Genomic DNA, 16,635 nt, shown 5'->3' on the forward strand with positions numbered 1-16,635 from the left:
TGAAAAGGAAACCCCCATGTCCGATACGCCAAACGCCGCCGCTGCCGCAGAGCCCGATGCGCCCATGCTGAAGCTTTTCCGCCTCGTGCCTGTCGCCCGCGCGGAAGACCCGCGCTGGGACCGGGCAGGCAGCCAGGGTGCCATCCTCGTTCGCGCGGAATCTCCGGCCGATGCGCGCCTCGTGGCGTCCGAAGCGGAGCTCGACTTTACCGAGATCGACGCAAAGCCTGCGGAAGGGACCGACACGCGCATGGCCAGCGCCTTCCGCGACGAGAAGCTCTACACCGTGATCGAGGTCGAGACCGGCGCCGCCGAGGCCGGCCAGCGCGGCGTGGTCGAGGGCACGGTCTCGGTCGGCACGATCCGGCCGACCGAGATTTGACGGCTGCAATTTGGGATCCATCAAGCGCCGTTCGAACCATTGAGGCTCGGGCGGCGCGGATGTGTAAGATGTCTCACACTCAGAACTCCGGCGTGATGCGCATCTTGCCGAGCTTGTCGGGGAATTTCGTCGTTGCGATCGGCGGGGAGACGAGGCTGTTGGATTTGGCGCTTCCCATCAGCGCCCGCAAGTCATTGATCATCTTGGCGCGATCGGTGGGTGTCAGCGGCGAGGAACGGGCGGTGGCGGCGAGGTGGCGGGTCTGCCACTGGTCGAACCCATCCTCCCATTTCGCCACCAGTGCCGCCATCTGCGCATCCAGCGTTCTGTAAAGGCCGACGAGGCGCAGCCAGCGATGCGTGTCGAAGTCGAAGGCGCCGCCGGTGAACAGCCGCCCGGCCTCGGCGCCGAAGCCCATCAGCGCTTCGGATTGCGAGGGGCTCATCGACAGGTTGAGCCCACCTTCTCCGTCTTTGAGATAGATGCGGGCAATGCGCTCGCGCTGGCCGGTCAGTTCGGAGAGCAGCTGGTCCTGCCAGTCGGTCGCCGCGCCGAGGATCTGCCAGCCGAACTGGCCGAGCGACGATATCTCCTCCACCGGCACGCCGGCACCGTCGACAGGCCCTGTCTGGAGAACGGCGCGACGCACCGCCTCGGCGCCGGGCGGCAGACGACCGAGGCTGAGCGCGAAGGTCGGCCGGCTCGGCAGGGGGGCATCGAACAGGTGGATCGGGAAATTGCTGCTGATCCCGCCATCCGAGAAGAGCGCGGTGCGCCGACGCGGCGCTGCCGCGCCCTCACCGGCTGGGGCCGGCGCCATGGCCTGCGCATCCTCCACCTCCAGCGGAACGGCGGTGAAGAGCAGGGGGTAGCTGAGGCTCATCCGCACCGCAACCACGACAGGCAGGCTGTCCTCGTCCGGGAAGGGGACGCAGCCTTCACCATCCGCGCCGGTCTTCGCCACCATGAAGTCGAGGACCGGGTCGGGGAACAGCGCCCGCCAGGCGCTCTCCTTGAACCGCGCCTTGAGCCCCAGCGCCGGCAAAGTGTGGGGCCGGCGCATGGAGAGATTGGTCGTCACCATCTGCAGCCGAACCGGCGCTGCTCCGGCAAGCCGCAGGTCGCCGAAGGTGAGCGGTGTCGGGTGCTCCGGATCGCCGAAGGCGATGTGCTGGAGCGCGCGATGGATCCAGTCGGTCAAGGCAGGATGGGCATTGCCCGGCTGCGTCTTGCCGGTGCAGAAGCCGAACTGCGCGGAGGGCAGGGCCTTGGCGGCGTGGTAGAGCGGCAGGAGCATGGTCCAGGCAAGCCAGCCGAGCGGAAGGAGCAGCAGGCCGGCCAGCCCGCCCAGCACCGCGGCGAGCGCCATTCCCCAGCCATTGGCCCCGCTCGCGGCCAGAAGAATGGCGGCCAGCACTGCGCCGAGAACAAGGCCGACCGCTGCCAGCAGCAGCGGCCGGAGCCGTGGCGAGAGGAGCCGGGCTGCGAGGCTGCCCGAGGGCCGGTGCGACAGCGCGAAGGATTTGAGCCAGTTGGCAGCCGGTGCCAGCGCCGGGCTCGGCTGGAACAGTGTCAGCAGGATCTCCGGCAGCGCATCGGCATAGTGCTTGAGCGTCAGGAACGCCTCCGGCCGCCCGGCCTGGCGCCCATATTCAGCCGCGGCGGCAAAGGCAGCCGCGATGGCGCCGGCGGATGTGCCGCCGATCGAGCGGAACCGATAGCGCGTGGCGATTTCCAGAATGGCATAGGGATAGACCAGGCCGGAGGTAATGCCCCCCTGCATGATCATGTCGCAGTCCTGCGCGGGGGGACGCGCGAAGGATTCCGCCGTAAAGCTGGGCAGCGACCCGCCCCGATCATGCGCAGCTGCAGCCTCGTCCATCGCAGATCTCCCACGGTGCGGGATCAAGGTAGCGCTGTATTAGGCGTTTCCGCAATGCAAAAATGCGTGCGTTGCAGCATATCTCTTGGCGAGCCATGGTCTGCGCGCGGCAAGCGGCAAACCGGGAGGCGTCCCTGCGGAGTGAGCAGGGCGGATGCTGCGTATCGATGATCTTCAGGCGTTCACCGTCACCCTCTGTCGGGTGACGATGATCTCTTTCGCCGAGCGGTCAGAAATAGCTCTGCAGCGGCCGGACCTCGAGGTTGCCGGCTTTCAGCGCCTTGATCGCCGCGGCGGCGGCTTCGGCACCGGCCATGGTGGTGTAGTAGGGCACTTTCTGCATCAGCGTCGCGCGGCGGAGCGACTTGGAGTCCGAGATCGCCTTGTTGCTGTCGGTCGTGTTGATGACGAGCTGGACCTGGCGGTTGCGGATCGCGTCCTCGATATGCGGCCGGCCTTCCTGCACCTTGTTGATCTTGGTGGTCGTCAGGCCGTTTTCCTCCAGATAGCGGGCGGTGCCGCCGGTCGCCAGAACCTTGAAGCCCGACTCGACCAGCAGGCGGACCGCCGGCAAAACGCGGGCCTTGTCCTCGTCGCGCACCGAGACGAACACCGTGCCCTCTCGCGGCAGGTCGACGCCGGCGCCGAGTTGGGCCTTGGCGAAGGCAAGCGCGAAATCCGTGTCGAGGCCGATGACTTCGCCCGTCGAGCGCATTTCCGGCCCGAGCAGGATATCGACCCCGGGGAAGCGGGCGAAGGGGAAGACCGCTTCCTTGACGGCGATGTGCTTCAGCGCACGCGGATCGGGCTTTTCGCCATAGGCGGCAAAGCAGGCATCCAGCGTCTCGCCGGCCATGACGCGCGCGGCGATCTTGGCGATCGGCGCGCCGATGGTCTTGGCGACGAAGGGCACGGTGCGCGAGGCGCGCGGATTGACCTCCAGCACATAGACCGTGCCGTCCTTGATCGCGAACTGCACGTTCATCAGGCCGCCGACCTTCAGTGCCTTCGCCATGGCTTTCGCCTGGCGCTCGAGCTCGTTGATGAGCTCCTCCGACAGGGTGCGCGGCGGCAGCGAGCAGGCGCTGTCGCCCGAATGGATGCCGGCTTCCTCGATATGCTCCATGATGCCCGCGACATAGACATCCGAACCATCGGCCAGGCAGTCGACATCGACTTCGATCGCATTGGTCAGATAGCTGTCGAAGAGCAGCGGGTTCTTGCCGAGCAGCGTGTTGATCTGGCCGGTCTTGTCGTTGGGGTAGCGCTGCTTGATGTCTTCCGGAACGAGTTCCGGCACGGTGTCGAGCAGGTAGGTCTGCAGCATGCTTTCCGAATGGATGATCTGCATCGCCCGGCCGCCGAGCACGTAGGACGGGCGCACGACCAGCGGGAAGCCGATCTCCGAGGCAACGAGGCGGGCCTGCTCGACCGAATAGGCAATGCCGTTGTTCGGCTGGTTGAGATCGAGCTTCATCAGAAGCTTCTGGAACCGGTCGCGGTCCTCGGCAAGGTCGATCGCGTCGGGCGCGGTGCCCAGGATCGGAATGCCGTTCTTCTCCAGCGCTTCGGCGAGCTTCAGCGGCGTCTGGCCGCCGAACTGGACGATGACGCCGACCACTTCGCCCTTTTCCTGCTCGGCTTTGAGGATCTCGATCACATCCTCGGCCGTCAGCGGCTCGAAATAGAGCCGGTCGGAGGTGTCGTAGTCGGTCGAGACGGTTTCCGGGTTGCAGTTGATCATGATCGCTTCGAAGCCGGCATCCTTCAGGGCGAAGGCGGCGTGGCAGCAGCAATAGTCGAACTCGATGCCCTGGCCGATCCGGTTCGGGCCGCCGCCGAGAATGACCACCTTCTTGCGGTCGGAGATGCCCGCTTCCGAGCGTGTCTGGCCGACGAAGGGCGTCTCGTAGGTCGAATACATATAGGCGGTGGGGGAGGCGAACTCGGCCGCGCAGGTGTCGATGCGCTTGAAGACGGGGCGCACATCGAGGCTGTTGCGCAGCTCCGCCACTTCCTTCGGCCGCTTGCCGGAGAGCGTGGCGAGACGGGCGTCCGAGAAGCCCATGGCCTTCAGCATGCGCAGGTTCTTCGCATCCTGCGGCAGGCCGTGCTCGCGGATTCGTGCCTCCATGTCGACGATCGCCTTCAGCTGGGCGATGAACCAAAGGTCGATCTTGCAGCCATCGTGAACGTCGGCCTCCGACATGCCGAGGCGCAGGGCCTGCGCCACCATGCGCAGCCGGTCCGGCGTGGGCGTGCTAATTGCGGCGCGGATGGCGCCGCGGGCGTTCTCGCCGTCGTCGAGGCCGGGGATCTCGATCTCGTCGAGGCCGGTCAGGCCGGTCTCCAGGCCACGCAGCGCCTTCTGCAGCGATTCGGCGAAGGTCCGGCCGATCGCCATGACCTCGCCGACCGACTTCATCGCCGTCGTCAGAACCGGCGAGGCGCCCGGGAACTTTTCGAAGGCGAAGCGCGGGATCTTGGTGACGACATAGTCGATCGACGGTTCGAAGGAGGCGGGCGTGGCGCCGCCGGTGATGTCGTTGTCGAGCTCGTCCAGCGTATAGCCGACGGCGAGCTTGGCCGCGACCTTGGCGATCGGGAAGCCGGTGGCCTTTGACGCCAACGCAGACGAGCGCGAGACGCGCGGGTTCATCTCGATGACGACCAGGCGGCCATCCTTCGGGTTGACGGCGAACTGCACGTTCGAGCCGCCGGTCTCCACCCCGATCTCGCGCAGAACCGCGATCGAGGCGTTGCGCATGATCTGGTATTCCTTGTCCGTCAGCGTCAGCGCCGGCGCGACGGTGATGCTGTCGCCCGTGTGGACACCCATCGGATCGATGTTCTCGATCGAGCAGATGATGATGCAATTGTCCGCCGTGTCGCGGACGACTTCCATCTCATATTCCTTCCAGCCGAGCACCGATTCCTCGATCAGCACTTCGGTGGTCGGCGACGCATCGAGACCGCCGGAGACGATCTCGAAGAATTCCGAACGGTTATAGGCAATGCCGCCGCCCGTGCCGCCGAGGGTAAAGGAGGGGCGGATGATGGCGGGCAGGCCGACATGGTCGAGCCCTTGCGCGGCCACCGCCATGGCATGGCTCATATAGCGCTGCTTGCGGTCGGTCTCGCCGAGGTTCCACTGGTTCTCCAGCGCATCGAGCGCCGTGTCGAGCGCCTCGCCCGAAAGGCTGTCCTTGAGCTTCTGCCGCTCCGCCTCATGGCTCTTGCGGTCGGCGTCCTTGATGTCGGTGGCGTTGGCGAGGTGCGAACGGGGCGTCTCGAGCCCGATGCGGGCCATGGCCTCGCGGAACAGCGCCCGGTCTTCCGCCATGTCGATTGCCGCTGGCTTGGCGCCGATCATCTCGACATTGTAGCGGTCGAGCACGCCCATGCGCTTCAAGGACAGAGCGGTGTTGAGCGCGGTCTGGCCGCCCATGGTCGGAAGCAGGGCATCGGGCCGCTCCTTGGCGATGATCTTCGCCACCACTTCCGGCGTGATCGGCTCGACATAGGTGGCATCCGCCAGGCCCGGGTCGGTCATGATCGTCGCGGGGTTGGAATTGACCAGGATTACCCGGTAGCCTTCCTCGCGCAGCGCCTTGCAGGCCTGGGTGCCGGAATAATCGAACTCGCATGCCTGGCCGATGACGATCGGTCCCGCGCCGATGATGAGGATGGACTTGATATCTTGGCGCTTGGGCATGGTGTCACTTCCGCTAATCATTCTGCACGGAAAACCGGCCCCGACGGTGTGGTCCGTCGGCCGGTGGCGCAGTCTCGGCTGTTTCAGGCTAGAAGCGGCTTATAGGGAAAGTAATTCGGGAGGAAAACCCCGAATCGGAGCCGCGCCGGACAAAATCTGGGGAGAGGCCGAGGCGGCCGGGCAGCGGACGTCTCAGAGCTCGCGCAAGACGCGAAACACTTTTGCAAGACTCCTCTGAAATAAGGAATATCTGAACAAGAGTATCCTTACATTTTGGCGGGTCGTCATGCAGGATCTGAAGCGGCTGCGTCGCTGTCTCTTTGCGCTCATTGCGGCAGCCTATGCCATCAGCCTTGCGCTCGCGCATCTCAGCGGTTTACGGGTCGATTATGCGAGCCATGCGCCCTTCCTTCTCTGGGTCCTCGGGCTCCTCGCAATCATATCCGGCTATTGCAGCTGGCGTGGGCTAGAGGCGATCCTCCGGTTCGCGGAGCCGGCCTGCGCGGTGTTGCTGGCAACGCCGGCGATCGTGCTCTCGACCTATGTGGCCATGCATGCCGGCTTTCCCGAGGCCGATCCAGTCCTGTCACTCCTCGACCGGCGGTTCGGCTTCGACTGGTGGGCCTTTATCGCGGTCATCGACCGGCACGCGGCCCTCGCGCTCGTCCTTCAGCAGGCCTACCAGTCCTTCAGCCTGCAGCTGCTCGGGCTTCCCATGCTGCTCGGGCTCTTCGGCCAGGCGGCCCGGGGTTATCGCATGGTGATCGCCTATGTGTTGATCGGCCTTGTCTCCAGCCTTGTGTCGGTGATGGCCCCTGCGCTTGGCACCTATCCGACCTATGGGCTCGGGCCGGACCAGCTCTCCGCCATCAATGCCAAGTTCGGCTTCTTCTTCCTGTCGCAATATGAGGCCGTGCGCAGCGACCCCGATTTCGTCTTCCGCCTGCGGGAGGCCGCCGGCATCCTGACCTTTCCCTCCGTCCATGCAGCCGTTGCCGTCCTCTGCATCTGGGCTGCCTGGCGCCTGCCCGTTCTGAACATCGTCTTCGCACTTCTCAATCTGGCGATGATCGTCTCGGCGATCTCGCATGCCAACCACTATCTCGTCGATGTGCTGGCCGGCAGCCTGGTTGCCGCGCTTTGCCTGGGCGCCGCGCAGGCAATGACCCGCGCGCGCTCTTCGACCCCTGTGCGTGCGGGGCGCTTGGCTGCGGAGAAACTTCCGCAGCCGGGGTAGGGAGCGGGTGCAGGCGACCACCTGAGTTCGGCTTGCTTGCGGCTTTGGAAGGAATTTCTAATATGCGGATGCCGTGTTGATCAGCGAGAGCCTGCCTTCATGACGCTCGAACCGCTCCTCTCCGCCCCGCCGCTCGTGCTCGCGCATGTGCTGACAGTGGTTCCGGCCGCCGTTCTCGGCGCTGCGCTTCTCGCCGGGCGCAAGGGCACGCCCTGGCACAAGCGCTGCGGCCGGATCTGGATCGGGTTGATGGCCGCAACCGCGCTGATCAGCCTGTTCATCCACGAGACCCGTGGCTTCTATGGTTTCAGCCTGATCCATCTTCTATCCCTGCTGACGCTCTCCGGTTGCTGGCAGGTGGTGTCCGCGGCGCGGCGTGGCGATGTCCGCGCGCACCGGCGTCATGTGCTGTCGCTGAACATCTTCGCCATCCTCGGTGCCGGGCTCTTCACGCTCGTGCCTGGGCGGCGCATGCATGCGGTGGTCTTCACCGGGCCGGTCTCGGTGCCGGTCATGCTCGCCCTCGGGCTGGCCATTGGCCTCTTCGCCCTCGGCCTGCTGCGCCTTCGGCGCTTAGCTCGCAGGCCCCGTTCCATCTGAACGCTGCGCTTGGCCGGCGCCCTTCTTCCTTGCTCTGATAAGGTCAGTGGCGGGTTAGGTTCGCTCATGGATACATTTCCGTGATCGGCGCGTTATATCGCTGATACGAACCCTCATGCGCCTGAACCCGGGAGTGAACCAGCATGGAATGGAAAGGCCGTCGCCAATCGAGCAATATCGAGGATCGAAGCGGGCAGGGCCCCGTCCGGGGCGGCTTCGGCCGCGGCGGGCCGATCCGCATTCCCATGGGCACCGGCCGCGGCGGCGGCCTGAGCATCGGCACCATCATCTTTCTCGTCGTCATCTATTTCGTCTTCCGCGCCATGGGCATCGACCTGATGCAGGTGCTGGATGGCGGTGGCGTCGCGCCCTCCGGCTATGAGCAGAGCCAGCAGGCCGACACGCCGGAGCAGGGCGAGACGAAGGCCTTCATCAAGACCGTGCTCGCCGAGACGGAAGACACCTGGAACGGCATTTTCCAGGCCAATGGCCAGACCTATCGCGAGCCGACGCTGGTCTTCTTCACCGGCGCGGTCAATTCCGCCTGCGGCCAGGCCTCGGCAGCATCCGGCCCGTTCTACTGCCCGGGTGACCAGAAGGTCTATCTCGACACCAGCTTCTTCGATGAGCTGTCCCAGCGCTTCGGCGCCTCGGGCGATTTCGCGGAGGCCTATGTCGTTGCCCACGAGGTCGGCCATCACGTGCAGAACCTGCTCGGCACGCTGCCTGCGGTCAACGAACGCCGCCAGGGTGTCAGCGAGGCGGACTCCAACGCGCTCTCCGTGCGCACGGAGCTTCAGGCCGACTGCTATGCGGGCATCTGGGGCAAATATACCCAGCAGAAAGGCCTGCTCGAACAGGGCGATCTGGAAGAAGCCCTGAATGCCGCCACCCAGATTGGCGACGACACGCTGCAGAAGCGCACCCAGGGCTATGTCGTGCCGGAAAGCTTCAACCATGGCACCTCGCAGCAGCGCGCCACCTGGTTCAAGCGCGGCTTCGACAGCGGCCAGCTTTCCGCCTGCGACACGTTCAATAACCCAGTGTAACCGCAGGGTGACAGATCAAGACCGCGCCGCCCCGCAAGGGCGGCGTGGTTCGTTTCCAGTCCCTTATTCTCCCTTCCTGCCGTCCGTCTCCTGCGCTAAGGACAGCGACGAAGTCGCGAGCGGAGGCGGGATGATGGTCGAGGCAGCAGAGGCGCGGCGAGGGCTGATCCTCGTCTTCACGATCCTCTTTCTCGACATCATGGGCATTGCGATCATCATGCCCGTTCTGCCGAGCTTTCTGGCCGAGTTGACCGGCGATTCGCTGAGCGACGCGGCCATCGACGGAGGCTGGCTGCTCTTCGTCTATTCCGGCATGCAGTTTCTCTTCGCGCCGCTGATCGGCAATCTCTCCGATCGCTTCGGGCGGCGGCCCATCCTGCTTGCCTCGGTACTGACCTTCGCGCTCGACAATCTGATCTGCGCTCTGGCGACGAGCTATGCCATGCTGTTCGTCGGGCGCATTCTGGCGGGCATTTCCGGCGCCAGCTTTTCCACGGCCTCCGCCTTCATCGCCGATGTCTCCGACGACAGCAACCGCGCCCGCAATTTCGGGCTGATCGGAATTGCCTTCGGCACGGGGTTTGCCCTTGGTCCGGTGATCGGCGGCCTGCTTGGTGAGTTCGGACCGCGCGTGCCCTTTTTCGGCGCGGCGCTGCTGTCCTTCGTCAATTTCATCATCGCCTTCTTCCTGCTGCCCGAAACGCTGCCGAAGGCGCTGCGCCGACCCTTCGACTGGCGCCGTGCCAATCCGCTGGGCGCGCTGCGGCAGATGCGGCATTATCCGGGCATCGCGCCCGTTCTGCTCGTCTTCTTTCTCTACTGGCAGGCGCATGCGGTCTATCCCGCCGTCTGGTCCTTCGTCTCGGCGCTGCGCTTCGGCTGGAGCGAGGGCGAGATCGGCCTCTCGCTCGGCGTTTTCGGCATTTTCAGCGCCATCGTCATGGGACTTGTGCTGCCGCGGGCCATTCCACGGCTCGGCGAATATCGGGCCGGGGCGATTGGCCTCGGCTTCTGCGCGCTGGGGCTTCTCGGCTATGCTTTTTCCAGCCAGGGCTGGATGATCTATGCAGTAATCGTCGCCACCTGCCTGGAAGCACTGGCCGATCCGCCCCTGCGCTCGATCGCCGCCGCCAAGGTGCCGCCCTCGGCGCAGGGCGAGCTGCAGGGCGCGCTCTCCAGCATCTCCTCCTTCACCACCATTCTCGGCCCGCTGCTGTTTGCCTATGTCTTCGGCGTCTTCACCCGGCCGGATGCGCCCGTGACCTTTGCAGGCGCTCCCTTCCTGCTCTCGGCCGTCCTGATCCTGCTTGCCCTTCTCGTCTATCGCGCGCGGCTGAAGGGGGCCGGCGTGGCGGCGAAAGGCTGAGCAGAGCGGCGACCACCCACCTTGCGGATCGCGCGGCGGGAGCCGGCAGGACGGACGGCGGACCGATCAGCTTTTGTGATCCTTCGATGAATTCTCTCGCGCCTTCCTGCCGCCGACTGGCCTTTTTCGGCGCGATCGGCTAAGCAGCCAGCGTTCGCCGGGGCCCTGTCGCACCCGGCCGGCGTCCTGCGCACCCGGTCCGATCCCTTCTCCCCATGCGGCATGCTTTCCGCCCGCCGCCGGGATTCCGCATTGTCCGCGCGACGCACCAGGCGTGAAAGGCATGCATCATGACCACCGTTTCCAGCGCACCGGCGGTGCCCGCGCATGAGGGAGACAATTCCTGGCCCGGTCATCTCCGGGCGACGCTCTTTCTCGGCGTGCCCTTCATCGGCGCGCAGCTGGCGCAGCTTGCGATCAACGCAACCGACGTGGTGATGGTCGGCCGGCTCGGGCCGACGCAGCTTGCGGCCGTGGTGCTGGCGACGCAGATGTTCTTCACCGTCTTCGTCTTCGGCTCAGGCTTTGCCAATGCCGTCGTGCCCATGGCAGCCCAGGCGATCGGCCGCGGCGACCCCGTGTCGGTGCGCCGCGCCGTGCGCATGGGCATCTGGGCCGTCATCCTCTACGGCATCGTCACCGCGCCGGTGCTGTTCTTCGCCGAGGCCATCCTGCTCAAGGCGGGCCAGGATCCGGAGGTCGCGCGACTGGCGGGCACCTATCTGCGCATCGCCCAATGGGGTGTGTTTCCAAGCCTCGTCTTCATGGTCCTGCGGGCCTTCCTCTCCGGTCTCGAGCGCGCGGGCATCATTCTCTACGTCACTTTGGCGACCGTGGCGGTGAATGCTGTGCTTTGCTACCTGCTGATCTATGGTCACTTCGGCTTTCCGGCCATGGGCATTCGCGGCGCGGCCTGGGCGGCGCTCGGCGTCTCGGTCTGCGGCCTTCTGCTGATTATCGCCTATATCGAGACGCGGGCGGAGCTGCGTGCCTATGAGATCTTCGTGCGCTTCTGGCGCCCGGATTTCGGCGCGCTGAAGGAGGTCTTTCTGCTCGGCCTGCCGATCGCGCTGACCATTCTGGCCGAGGTCAGCCTCTTCACCGTCGCCTCGCTGCTGATGGGGACCTTCGGCACGGTGGCGCTGGCCGCGCATGGCATCGCCATGCAGTTCGCCTCGATCGCCTTCATGATTCCGCTCGGGCTCGCCCAGGCGGCGACGGTGCGGATCGGCATCGCCCATGGGCGCGGCGACCGGGAGGGCATCCGCCGTGCAGCGCTGACCGTGCTCGCTCTCGGCTGCGCCTTTGCCGTTCTCGGCTCGGCGATCTTTTCGATCATGCCCTATGCGCTGGCGACGCTCTATCTCGACCCCGGCCGGCCGGATGCGGCGGCGGTGCTCGCCTATGCCGGGCCGCTGATCGTCATTGCCGGCCTGTTCCAGCTGGCCGATGGGCTGCAGGCGGTGGCGGCGGGCATGCTGCGCGGGTTGAAGGACACGACGGTGCCGATGATCCTCGCGCTCGTCTCCTATTGGCCGATCGGCTTTGCCTGCGCCTTCCTGCTCGCCTTTCCGCTTCAGATCGGCGGGAAGGGGGTCTGGTACGGCTTCCTGATCGGCCTCTGCGCGGCGGCGGTCATGCTGAATTGGCGCTTCTTCCGGCTCCTGAAGCGGCTCGACCTCTCCCGGCCGAGCGCCGCTGCGCCGGTTTCGGCCATAGCCTTCCACTGACCGCAGCCTCGCGTTTGCGCGCGATTCGCGCGGCCCATGCTTGCGATGATTCAAACCAAGAAGCGGAAAGGGGCCGGACGATGATCGTCCGGCCCCTTGGTTCATGCGCCTTCTGCAAGGCCGATGTGCTGGCCCGTGCCGTTATGCGGGGCCGGACCCGATTGCGAAGCCGCAAGCCGAAGCCGCCCGGCAGGCGGTGTCTCTTGTGCTCACGGCCGAAGGGGTTGCGGCAGCGTCAGGCCCGTTCCGGCAGAGCCGCTTCGCCCTTCTTCTCGCGCAGGAGATTGACGAAACGGCGGAAGAGATAGTGGCTGTCCTGCGGGCCGGGGGAGGCTTCGGGATGATGCTGGACCGAGAAGACCGGCTTGCCGGTGACCCGCAGCCCGCAATTGGTGCCATCGAACAGCGAAACATGGGTTTCCTCGACACCCTCGGGCAACGAGCCGCTATCAACCGCGAAGCCGTGGTTCATGGACACGATTTCGACCTTGCCCGTCGTGTGGTCCTTGACCGGATGATTGGCGCCGTGATGGCCCTGATGCATCTTCGCCGTGGTCGCGCCGAGCGCCAGGCCGAGGATCTGATGGCCGAGGCAGATGCCGAAGACCGGAAGATCGGTGCGCATCAACGCCTGCACCATCGGCACGGCATAGGCGCCGGTTGCCGCCGGATCGCCCGGGCCGTTGGACAAAAAGACGCCATCCGGCTTCAGCGCCAGCACATCCTCCGCCGAGCTGGTGGCCGGAACCACGGTCACCTTGCAATCGAGCCCGGTAAAGAGACGCAGGATATTGCGCTTCACGCCGTAATCGACGCAAACGACATGATAGCGGGCCTTGTCTGCCGCGAGCTCGGCGCTGCCTTCGTTCCAGATCCACGGCGTCTCCGTCCAGTGGCTGGTCTGGCCGGAGGAGGCGACCTTGGCGAGATCGAGACCCTCGAGACCGCTCCAGGCCCTGGCCTCGGCCTTCAGCGCCTCGAGATCGAAGGCGCCGGACGGCTCGTGCGCGATGACGGCGTTCGGCGCGCCGTTCTCGCGGATCCAGCTCGTCAGGGCGCGCGTGTCGATGCCGCAGAGGCCGATCATGCCGCGCGCCTTCAACCAGGCGTCGAGATGCCGGGCGGCGCGGTAGTTGGACGGATCGGTCATATCGGCCTTGAAGATGACGCCGACCGCGCCGTGGCGGGCCGCCGGCGTCAGATCCTCGATATCCTCGTCATTGGCGCCCACATTGCCGATATGCGGGAAGGTGAAGGTGACGATCTGCCCGAGATAGGAGGGGTCGGTGAGGATCTCCTGATAGCCCGTCAGCGCCGTGTTGAAGACGACTTCCGCCTGGACCGAGCCGGTGGCGCCGATGCCCTTGCCTTCGATGACCGTGCCATCGGCAAGAACCAGGACAGCGGTCGGTCGCTCCTCGCTCCAGGGGGCGGTGGGGGCGCGGCTCGTCGGTTCGCTCTGCAGATCGGTCATTCTGGTCATCCCGTTTTTCGCGCGCCGGCGGTTCCAAAACGGCCGCGCGCCAGGCTTCTCGCGGGCTCGGGCCCCCGCCGGCCGGGCCGGGGTGGTCAACGAGGTCGCTCTCTTTGGTGCAGGTCCTCGACATAGTCGTCCAGCCCGGCAGGGTCAACAGGCCGGACAGGCGCAGGCGCCGAAAACGGAAGGAGATCCTCGGCAAAATGCAGGGCGAGGGCCAAAGCTTAGGCCGGCTCCGGGTCCCGGCGCTCTTTGGGCAACAGGCCTGATGGCGGTCTGCAGCGGGTTCCAAGCGGGAGACGCGATTTGCGTGGGGGGCGGGCGATGGTCTAGAAGGGCGGTTCGAGAGACAGCCTGCCACGAGACGGAGAGACCGGCCATGCGCACGACCATCAACGACGCCTTGAAGACCGCGATGAAGGCCAAGGATTCCCGCCGCGTCTCGACGCTGCGCCTCGTCCAGGCCGCGCTGAAGGACCGCGACATTGCCAATCGCGGGGTCGGCAAGGGCGAGGCGAGCGAGGAGGAGATCCTGCAGATCCTCGCCAAGATGGTCAAGCAGCGCGAGGAATCGGCGCGTCTCTACGACGAGGCGGGGCGCCCGGAGCTGGCCAAGCAAGAGCGCGAGGAGATCGCCATCATCGCCGAATTCCAGCCGGCCCAGCTCTCCGACAGCGCGCTGGACGCGGCCGTGAAGGCGGCGGTTGCCGATGCGGGCGCCACGAGCCCGCGCGACATGGGCAAGGTCATGGCGCTGCTGAAGGAGCGGCACACCGGCGAGATGGACTTCTCCAAGGCCTCCGGCCTCCTGAAGTCGCTCCTGTCGAACGGCTGACGCGCCCGCAAAGGACGGTCGGCGGCGGCGATCGGCAGCGCCCGATCGCGGGTCCGCCGGAACACCCTGCGCGCTGCGCAGCAGGACGGGGCGGGCGTGCGAACGAGGGGGCCGTGAACAGAACGCCTGTGAACAGCGGGCATGAGGGACGGACGCGCCGCGGCAGAGATGGTCAGAGGCCTGCCGGTCGATTATAGGATCGCCATGCGCTTCTCCACCAGCTTCCTCGATGAGATCAAAGACCGCGTGCCGATTTCCGACGTGATCGGCAAGCGCGTGAGCTGGGACAAGCGCAAGACGAATGTTTCGCGCGGCGATTACTGGGCCTGCTGCCCCTTCCACGGCGAAAAGTCGCCGAGTTTTCATTGCGAGGACCGCAAGGGCCGCTATCACTGTTTCGGCTGCGGGGTTTCGGGCGACCATTTCCGCTTCCTGACCGAACTCGACGGCCTGAGCTTCCCTGAAGCGGTGGAGCGGGTGGCGGACATGGCCGGCATCGCCATGCCGAAGCCGGACCCGCAGGCGGAAAAGCAGGATCGGGCGCGCGCCACGCTTGAAGACGTCATGGAAATGGCCGCGCAGTTCTTCGAGCAGCAATTGCAGACCGCCGCCGGGACGCGCGCCCGCGCTTATCTGCGTGAGCGCGGCCTGTCCGGCCAGACCATCCAGAAGTTCCGGCTGGGCTTTGCGCCCGACAGCCGCAATGCGCTGAAAGAACATCTGGCGTCGCGTTCGGTCGGCCGGGAGGAGATCGAGGCCTGCGGCCTCGTCGTCCATGGCCCGGATATCCCGGTCTCCTACGACCGGTTCCGCGATCGCATCATGTTTCCGATCCTGTCCAGCCGCGAGCGGGTAATTGCCTTCGGCGGGCGGGCCATGGCCAAGGACGCGCAGGCCAAATATCTGAATTCCAACGAGACGGCGCTCTTCCACAAGGGCAATGTGCTCTATAATTTCGCCCGTGCCCGCACGGCGCTCAGCCTCGCCCAGCGCGCCGCGACGGCGTCCGGGGCCGAGGGGACCGGGCCGACTCTGGTGGCGGTCGAGGGCTATATGGATGTGATCGCGCTCAACCAGGCCGGGTTCGAGACCGCGGTCGCGCCGCTCGGCACGGCGCTGACGGAAAACCAGCTTGCTCTTCTTTGGCGGGTGACGCCGGAGCCGATCCTCTGCTTCGATGGCGATGCCGCCGGCCTGCGGGCGGCCGCGCGTGCGGTCGATGTGGCGCTGCCGGCCTTGAAACCCGGCCACTCCGTGCGCTTCGCCCTGCTGCCGGACGGCAAGGATCCCGACGATCTCGTCAAGGAGGACGGGCGGGCTCCCTTCGACCGGGTGCTTGCCGCCGCGCGCTCGCTCTCCGACATGGTCTTCACCCGCGAGACGCAGGGCTTGCGCCTCGACACGCCGGAGCAGCGCGCAGCACTGGAGGAACGGCTGAAACAGGTGGTGGCCGTGATCGGCGACGAGAGCGTGCGGCGTCATTACGGCCAGGCGATGCGCGAACGGATGAACGCTCTGTTCGGCGGTTCGCGCGGCGGCTTCGCGGCACGGGCGGGCGGGCCGCGCGGCGCGGCCGGCGAGCGCCGGCGCCAAGGCCCCGGCGGCCAGGACGGCGGACGGGGGCGGGGCGGCGAGCGCTTCCCTTCGGCTGCCGCGCAGGCGCCAGCCGGCATATCCGACCGCCTGGCGCGCTCGGCGATCGTGGCCGGTGCGCGCACGCTGCCGGCCTTGCGCGAAAGCGTGCTGGCCCTGACGGTCGTCAACCATCCGAGCCTTCTCTTCGCCGAGTATGACGACATTTCCACGATCGATTACGACAGCCGCGATCTGCAGAAGCTGTGGGGCGCGGTGATGAACGCGGCTGCGGCCAAGGGCGCGCGCCTGACGCGCGAGACGCTGGTCGAAAGCCTGGAGGCGGCCGGCCTGGCACCGCTTCTCGCCCAGCTCGACCAGCAGATCCGCTTCGCGCGCATCTGGACCGCGACGACGGCGGCCGACCCTGCCGATGCGCTGGAAGGCTTTCGCCAGTCTCTCGCCTTCCACAAGCGCTGGAAGGCGCTGATCGCGCAGCTGCGCGAGCTGGAGCGCGATTTGGTTCAGGCGATGGCCGAGGGCGACGAGGCGGAGGAAGCACGCATCCTCGTCAGCCTTCAGGCCGTGCAGGACGAGGCGACGCGGCTGGAAAACCAGGAGGCGATCGTCGACGGCTTCGGTGTCCTGTCCGGTCGCACCAAGGGCGGCCCGCGCTGACGATGACCGGCGCCGCACGCGGGTGCCGTTCCCTTTCCCCGCCTGCCACAGCAGGGCCACGATCCGGCACATGAAGAGGCAAACGAGATCGACCACCGATCGCATGCCATCG

Annotated in this window: 11 protein-coding genes; 8 read left to right on the forward strand and 3 right to left on the reverse strand. The window is 66.3% G+C overall.

The annotated features are described in order from the left end of the window. The first annotated feature begins 16 nt into the window (after positions 1–16). Positions 17–382 carry a hypothetical protein gene (locus U8330_RS05715; protein ID WP_323104174.1) on the forward strand — a complete coding sequence of 122 codons (366 nt, stop codon included), beginning with the start codon at positions 17–19 and terminating at the stop codon, positions 380–382. Positions 383–461: 79 nt separating this feature from the next. Here the strand turns inward: U8330_RS05715 and U8330_RS05720 are convergent, their stop codons facing one another. Beyond that, positions 462–2,264 carry a patatin gene (locus tag U8330_RS05720; protein ID WP_323104175.1) on the reverse strand — a complete coding sequence of 601 codons (1,803 nt, stop codon included), beginning with the start codon at positions 2,262–2,264 and terminating at the stop codon, positions 462–464. A 229-nt stretch (positions 2,265–2,493) separates the two neighbouring features. Then, the gene (carB, locus tag U8330_RS05725; RefSeq protein WP_323104176.1) at positions 2,494–5,979 is read right to left on the reverse strand and encodes a carbamoyl-phosphate synthase large subunit; all 3,486 of its coding nucleotides are present in this window, start codon (positions 5,977–5,979) and stop codon (positions 2,494–2,496) included. A 286-nt stretch (positions 5,980–6,265) separates the two neighbouring features. Here carB and U8330_RS05730 point away from each other — a divergent pair, with 286 nt between their 5' ends. The 5 genes from U8330_RS05730 to U8330_RS05750 all read left to right on the forward strand — a co-directional run bounded on the left by U8330_RS05730 (position 6,266) and on the right by U8330_RS05750 (position 11,961). Then, positions 6,266–7,216, forward strand: a complete 951-nt coding sequence (locus U8330_RS05730) for a phosphatase PAP2 family protein (protein ID WP_323104177.1) — start codon at positions 6,266–6,268, stop codon at positions 7,214–7,216. A gap of 99 nt (positions 7,217–7,315) precedes the next feature. After that, positions 7,316–7,816, forward strand: coding sequence for a DUF2306 domain-containing protein (locus tag U8330_RS05735; RefSeq protein ID WP_323104179.1), 501 nt, complete (start codon positions 7,316–7,318; stop codon positions 7,814–7,816). A 143-nt stretch (positions 7,817–7,959) separates the two neighbouring features. Next, on the forward strand, positions 7,960–8,865 hold the full coding sequence (locus tag U8330_RS05740; protein ID WP_323104180.1) for a neutral zinc metallopeptidase: 906 nt from the start codon (positions 7,960–7,962) through the stop codon (positions 8,863–8,865). A 133-nt stretch (positions 8,866–8,998) separates the two neighbouring features. Continuing rightward, positions 8,999–10,231: a TCR/Tet family MFS transporter gene (locus tag U8330_RS05745; RefSeq protein WP_323107189.1), complete on the forward strand. Its 1,233-nt coding sequence runs from the start codon at positions 8,999–9,001 to the stop codon at positions 10,229–10,231. Positions 10,232–10,521: 290 nt separating this feature from the next. Further along, positions 10,522–11,961: an MATE family efflux transporter gene (locus U8330_RS05750; protein ID WP_323104181.1), complete on the forward strand. Its 1,440-nt coding sequence runs from the start codon at positions 10,522–10,524 to the stop codon at positions 11,959–11,961. A gap of 235 nt (positions 11,962–12,196) precedes the next feature. Here the strand turns inward: U8330_RS05750 and carA are convergent, their stop codons facing one another. Further along, positions 12,197–13,435 carry a glutamine-hydrolyzing carbamoyl-phosphate synthase small subunit gene (gene carA, locus U8330_RS05755; protein ID WP_323104182.1) on the reverse strand — a complete coding sequence of 413 codons (1,239 nt, stop codon included), beginning with the start codon at positions 13,433–13,435 and terminating at the stop codon, positions 12,197–12,199. A 382-nt stretch (positions 13,436–13,817) separates the two neighbouring features. Here carA and U8330_RS05760 point away from each other — a divergent pair, with 382 nt between their 5' ends. Both U8330_RS05760 and dnaG read left to right on the forward strand, forming a co-directional pair. Continuing rightward, complete coding sequence (locus U8330_RS05760; RefSeq protein WP_323104183.1) at positions 13,818–14,273, forward strand: GatB/YqeY domain-containing protein; 456 nt, start codon at positions 13,818–13,820, stop codon at positions 14,271–14,273. A gap of 204 nt (positions 14,274–14,477) precedes the next feature. Further along, entirely contained in the window at positions 14,478–16,523 is a 2,046-nt protein-coding gene (dnaG, locus tag U8330_RS05765) for a DNA primase (protein WP_323107190.1), read from the forward strand. Positions 16,524–16,635 lie beyond the last annotated feature (112 nt).

The sequence above is a fragment of the Rhizobium sp. CC-YZS058 genome (assembly GCF_034720595.1).
In the GTDB taxonomy this organism is placed as follows: Bacteria; Pseudomonadota; Alphaproteobacteria; order Rhizobiales; family Rhizobiaceae; genus Ferranicluibacter.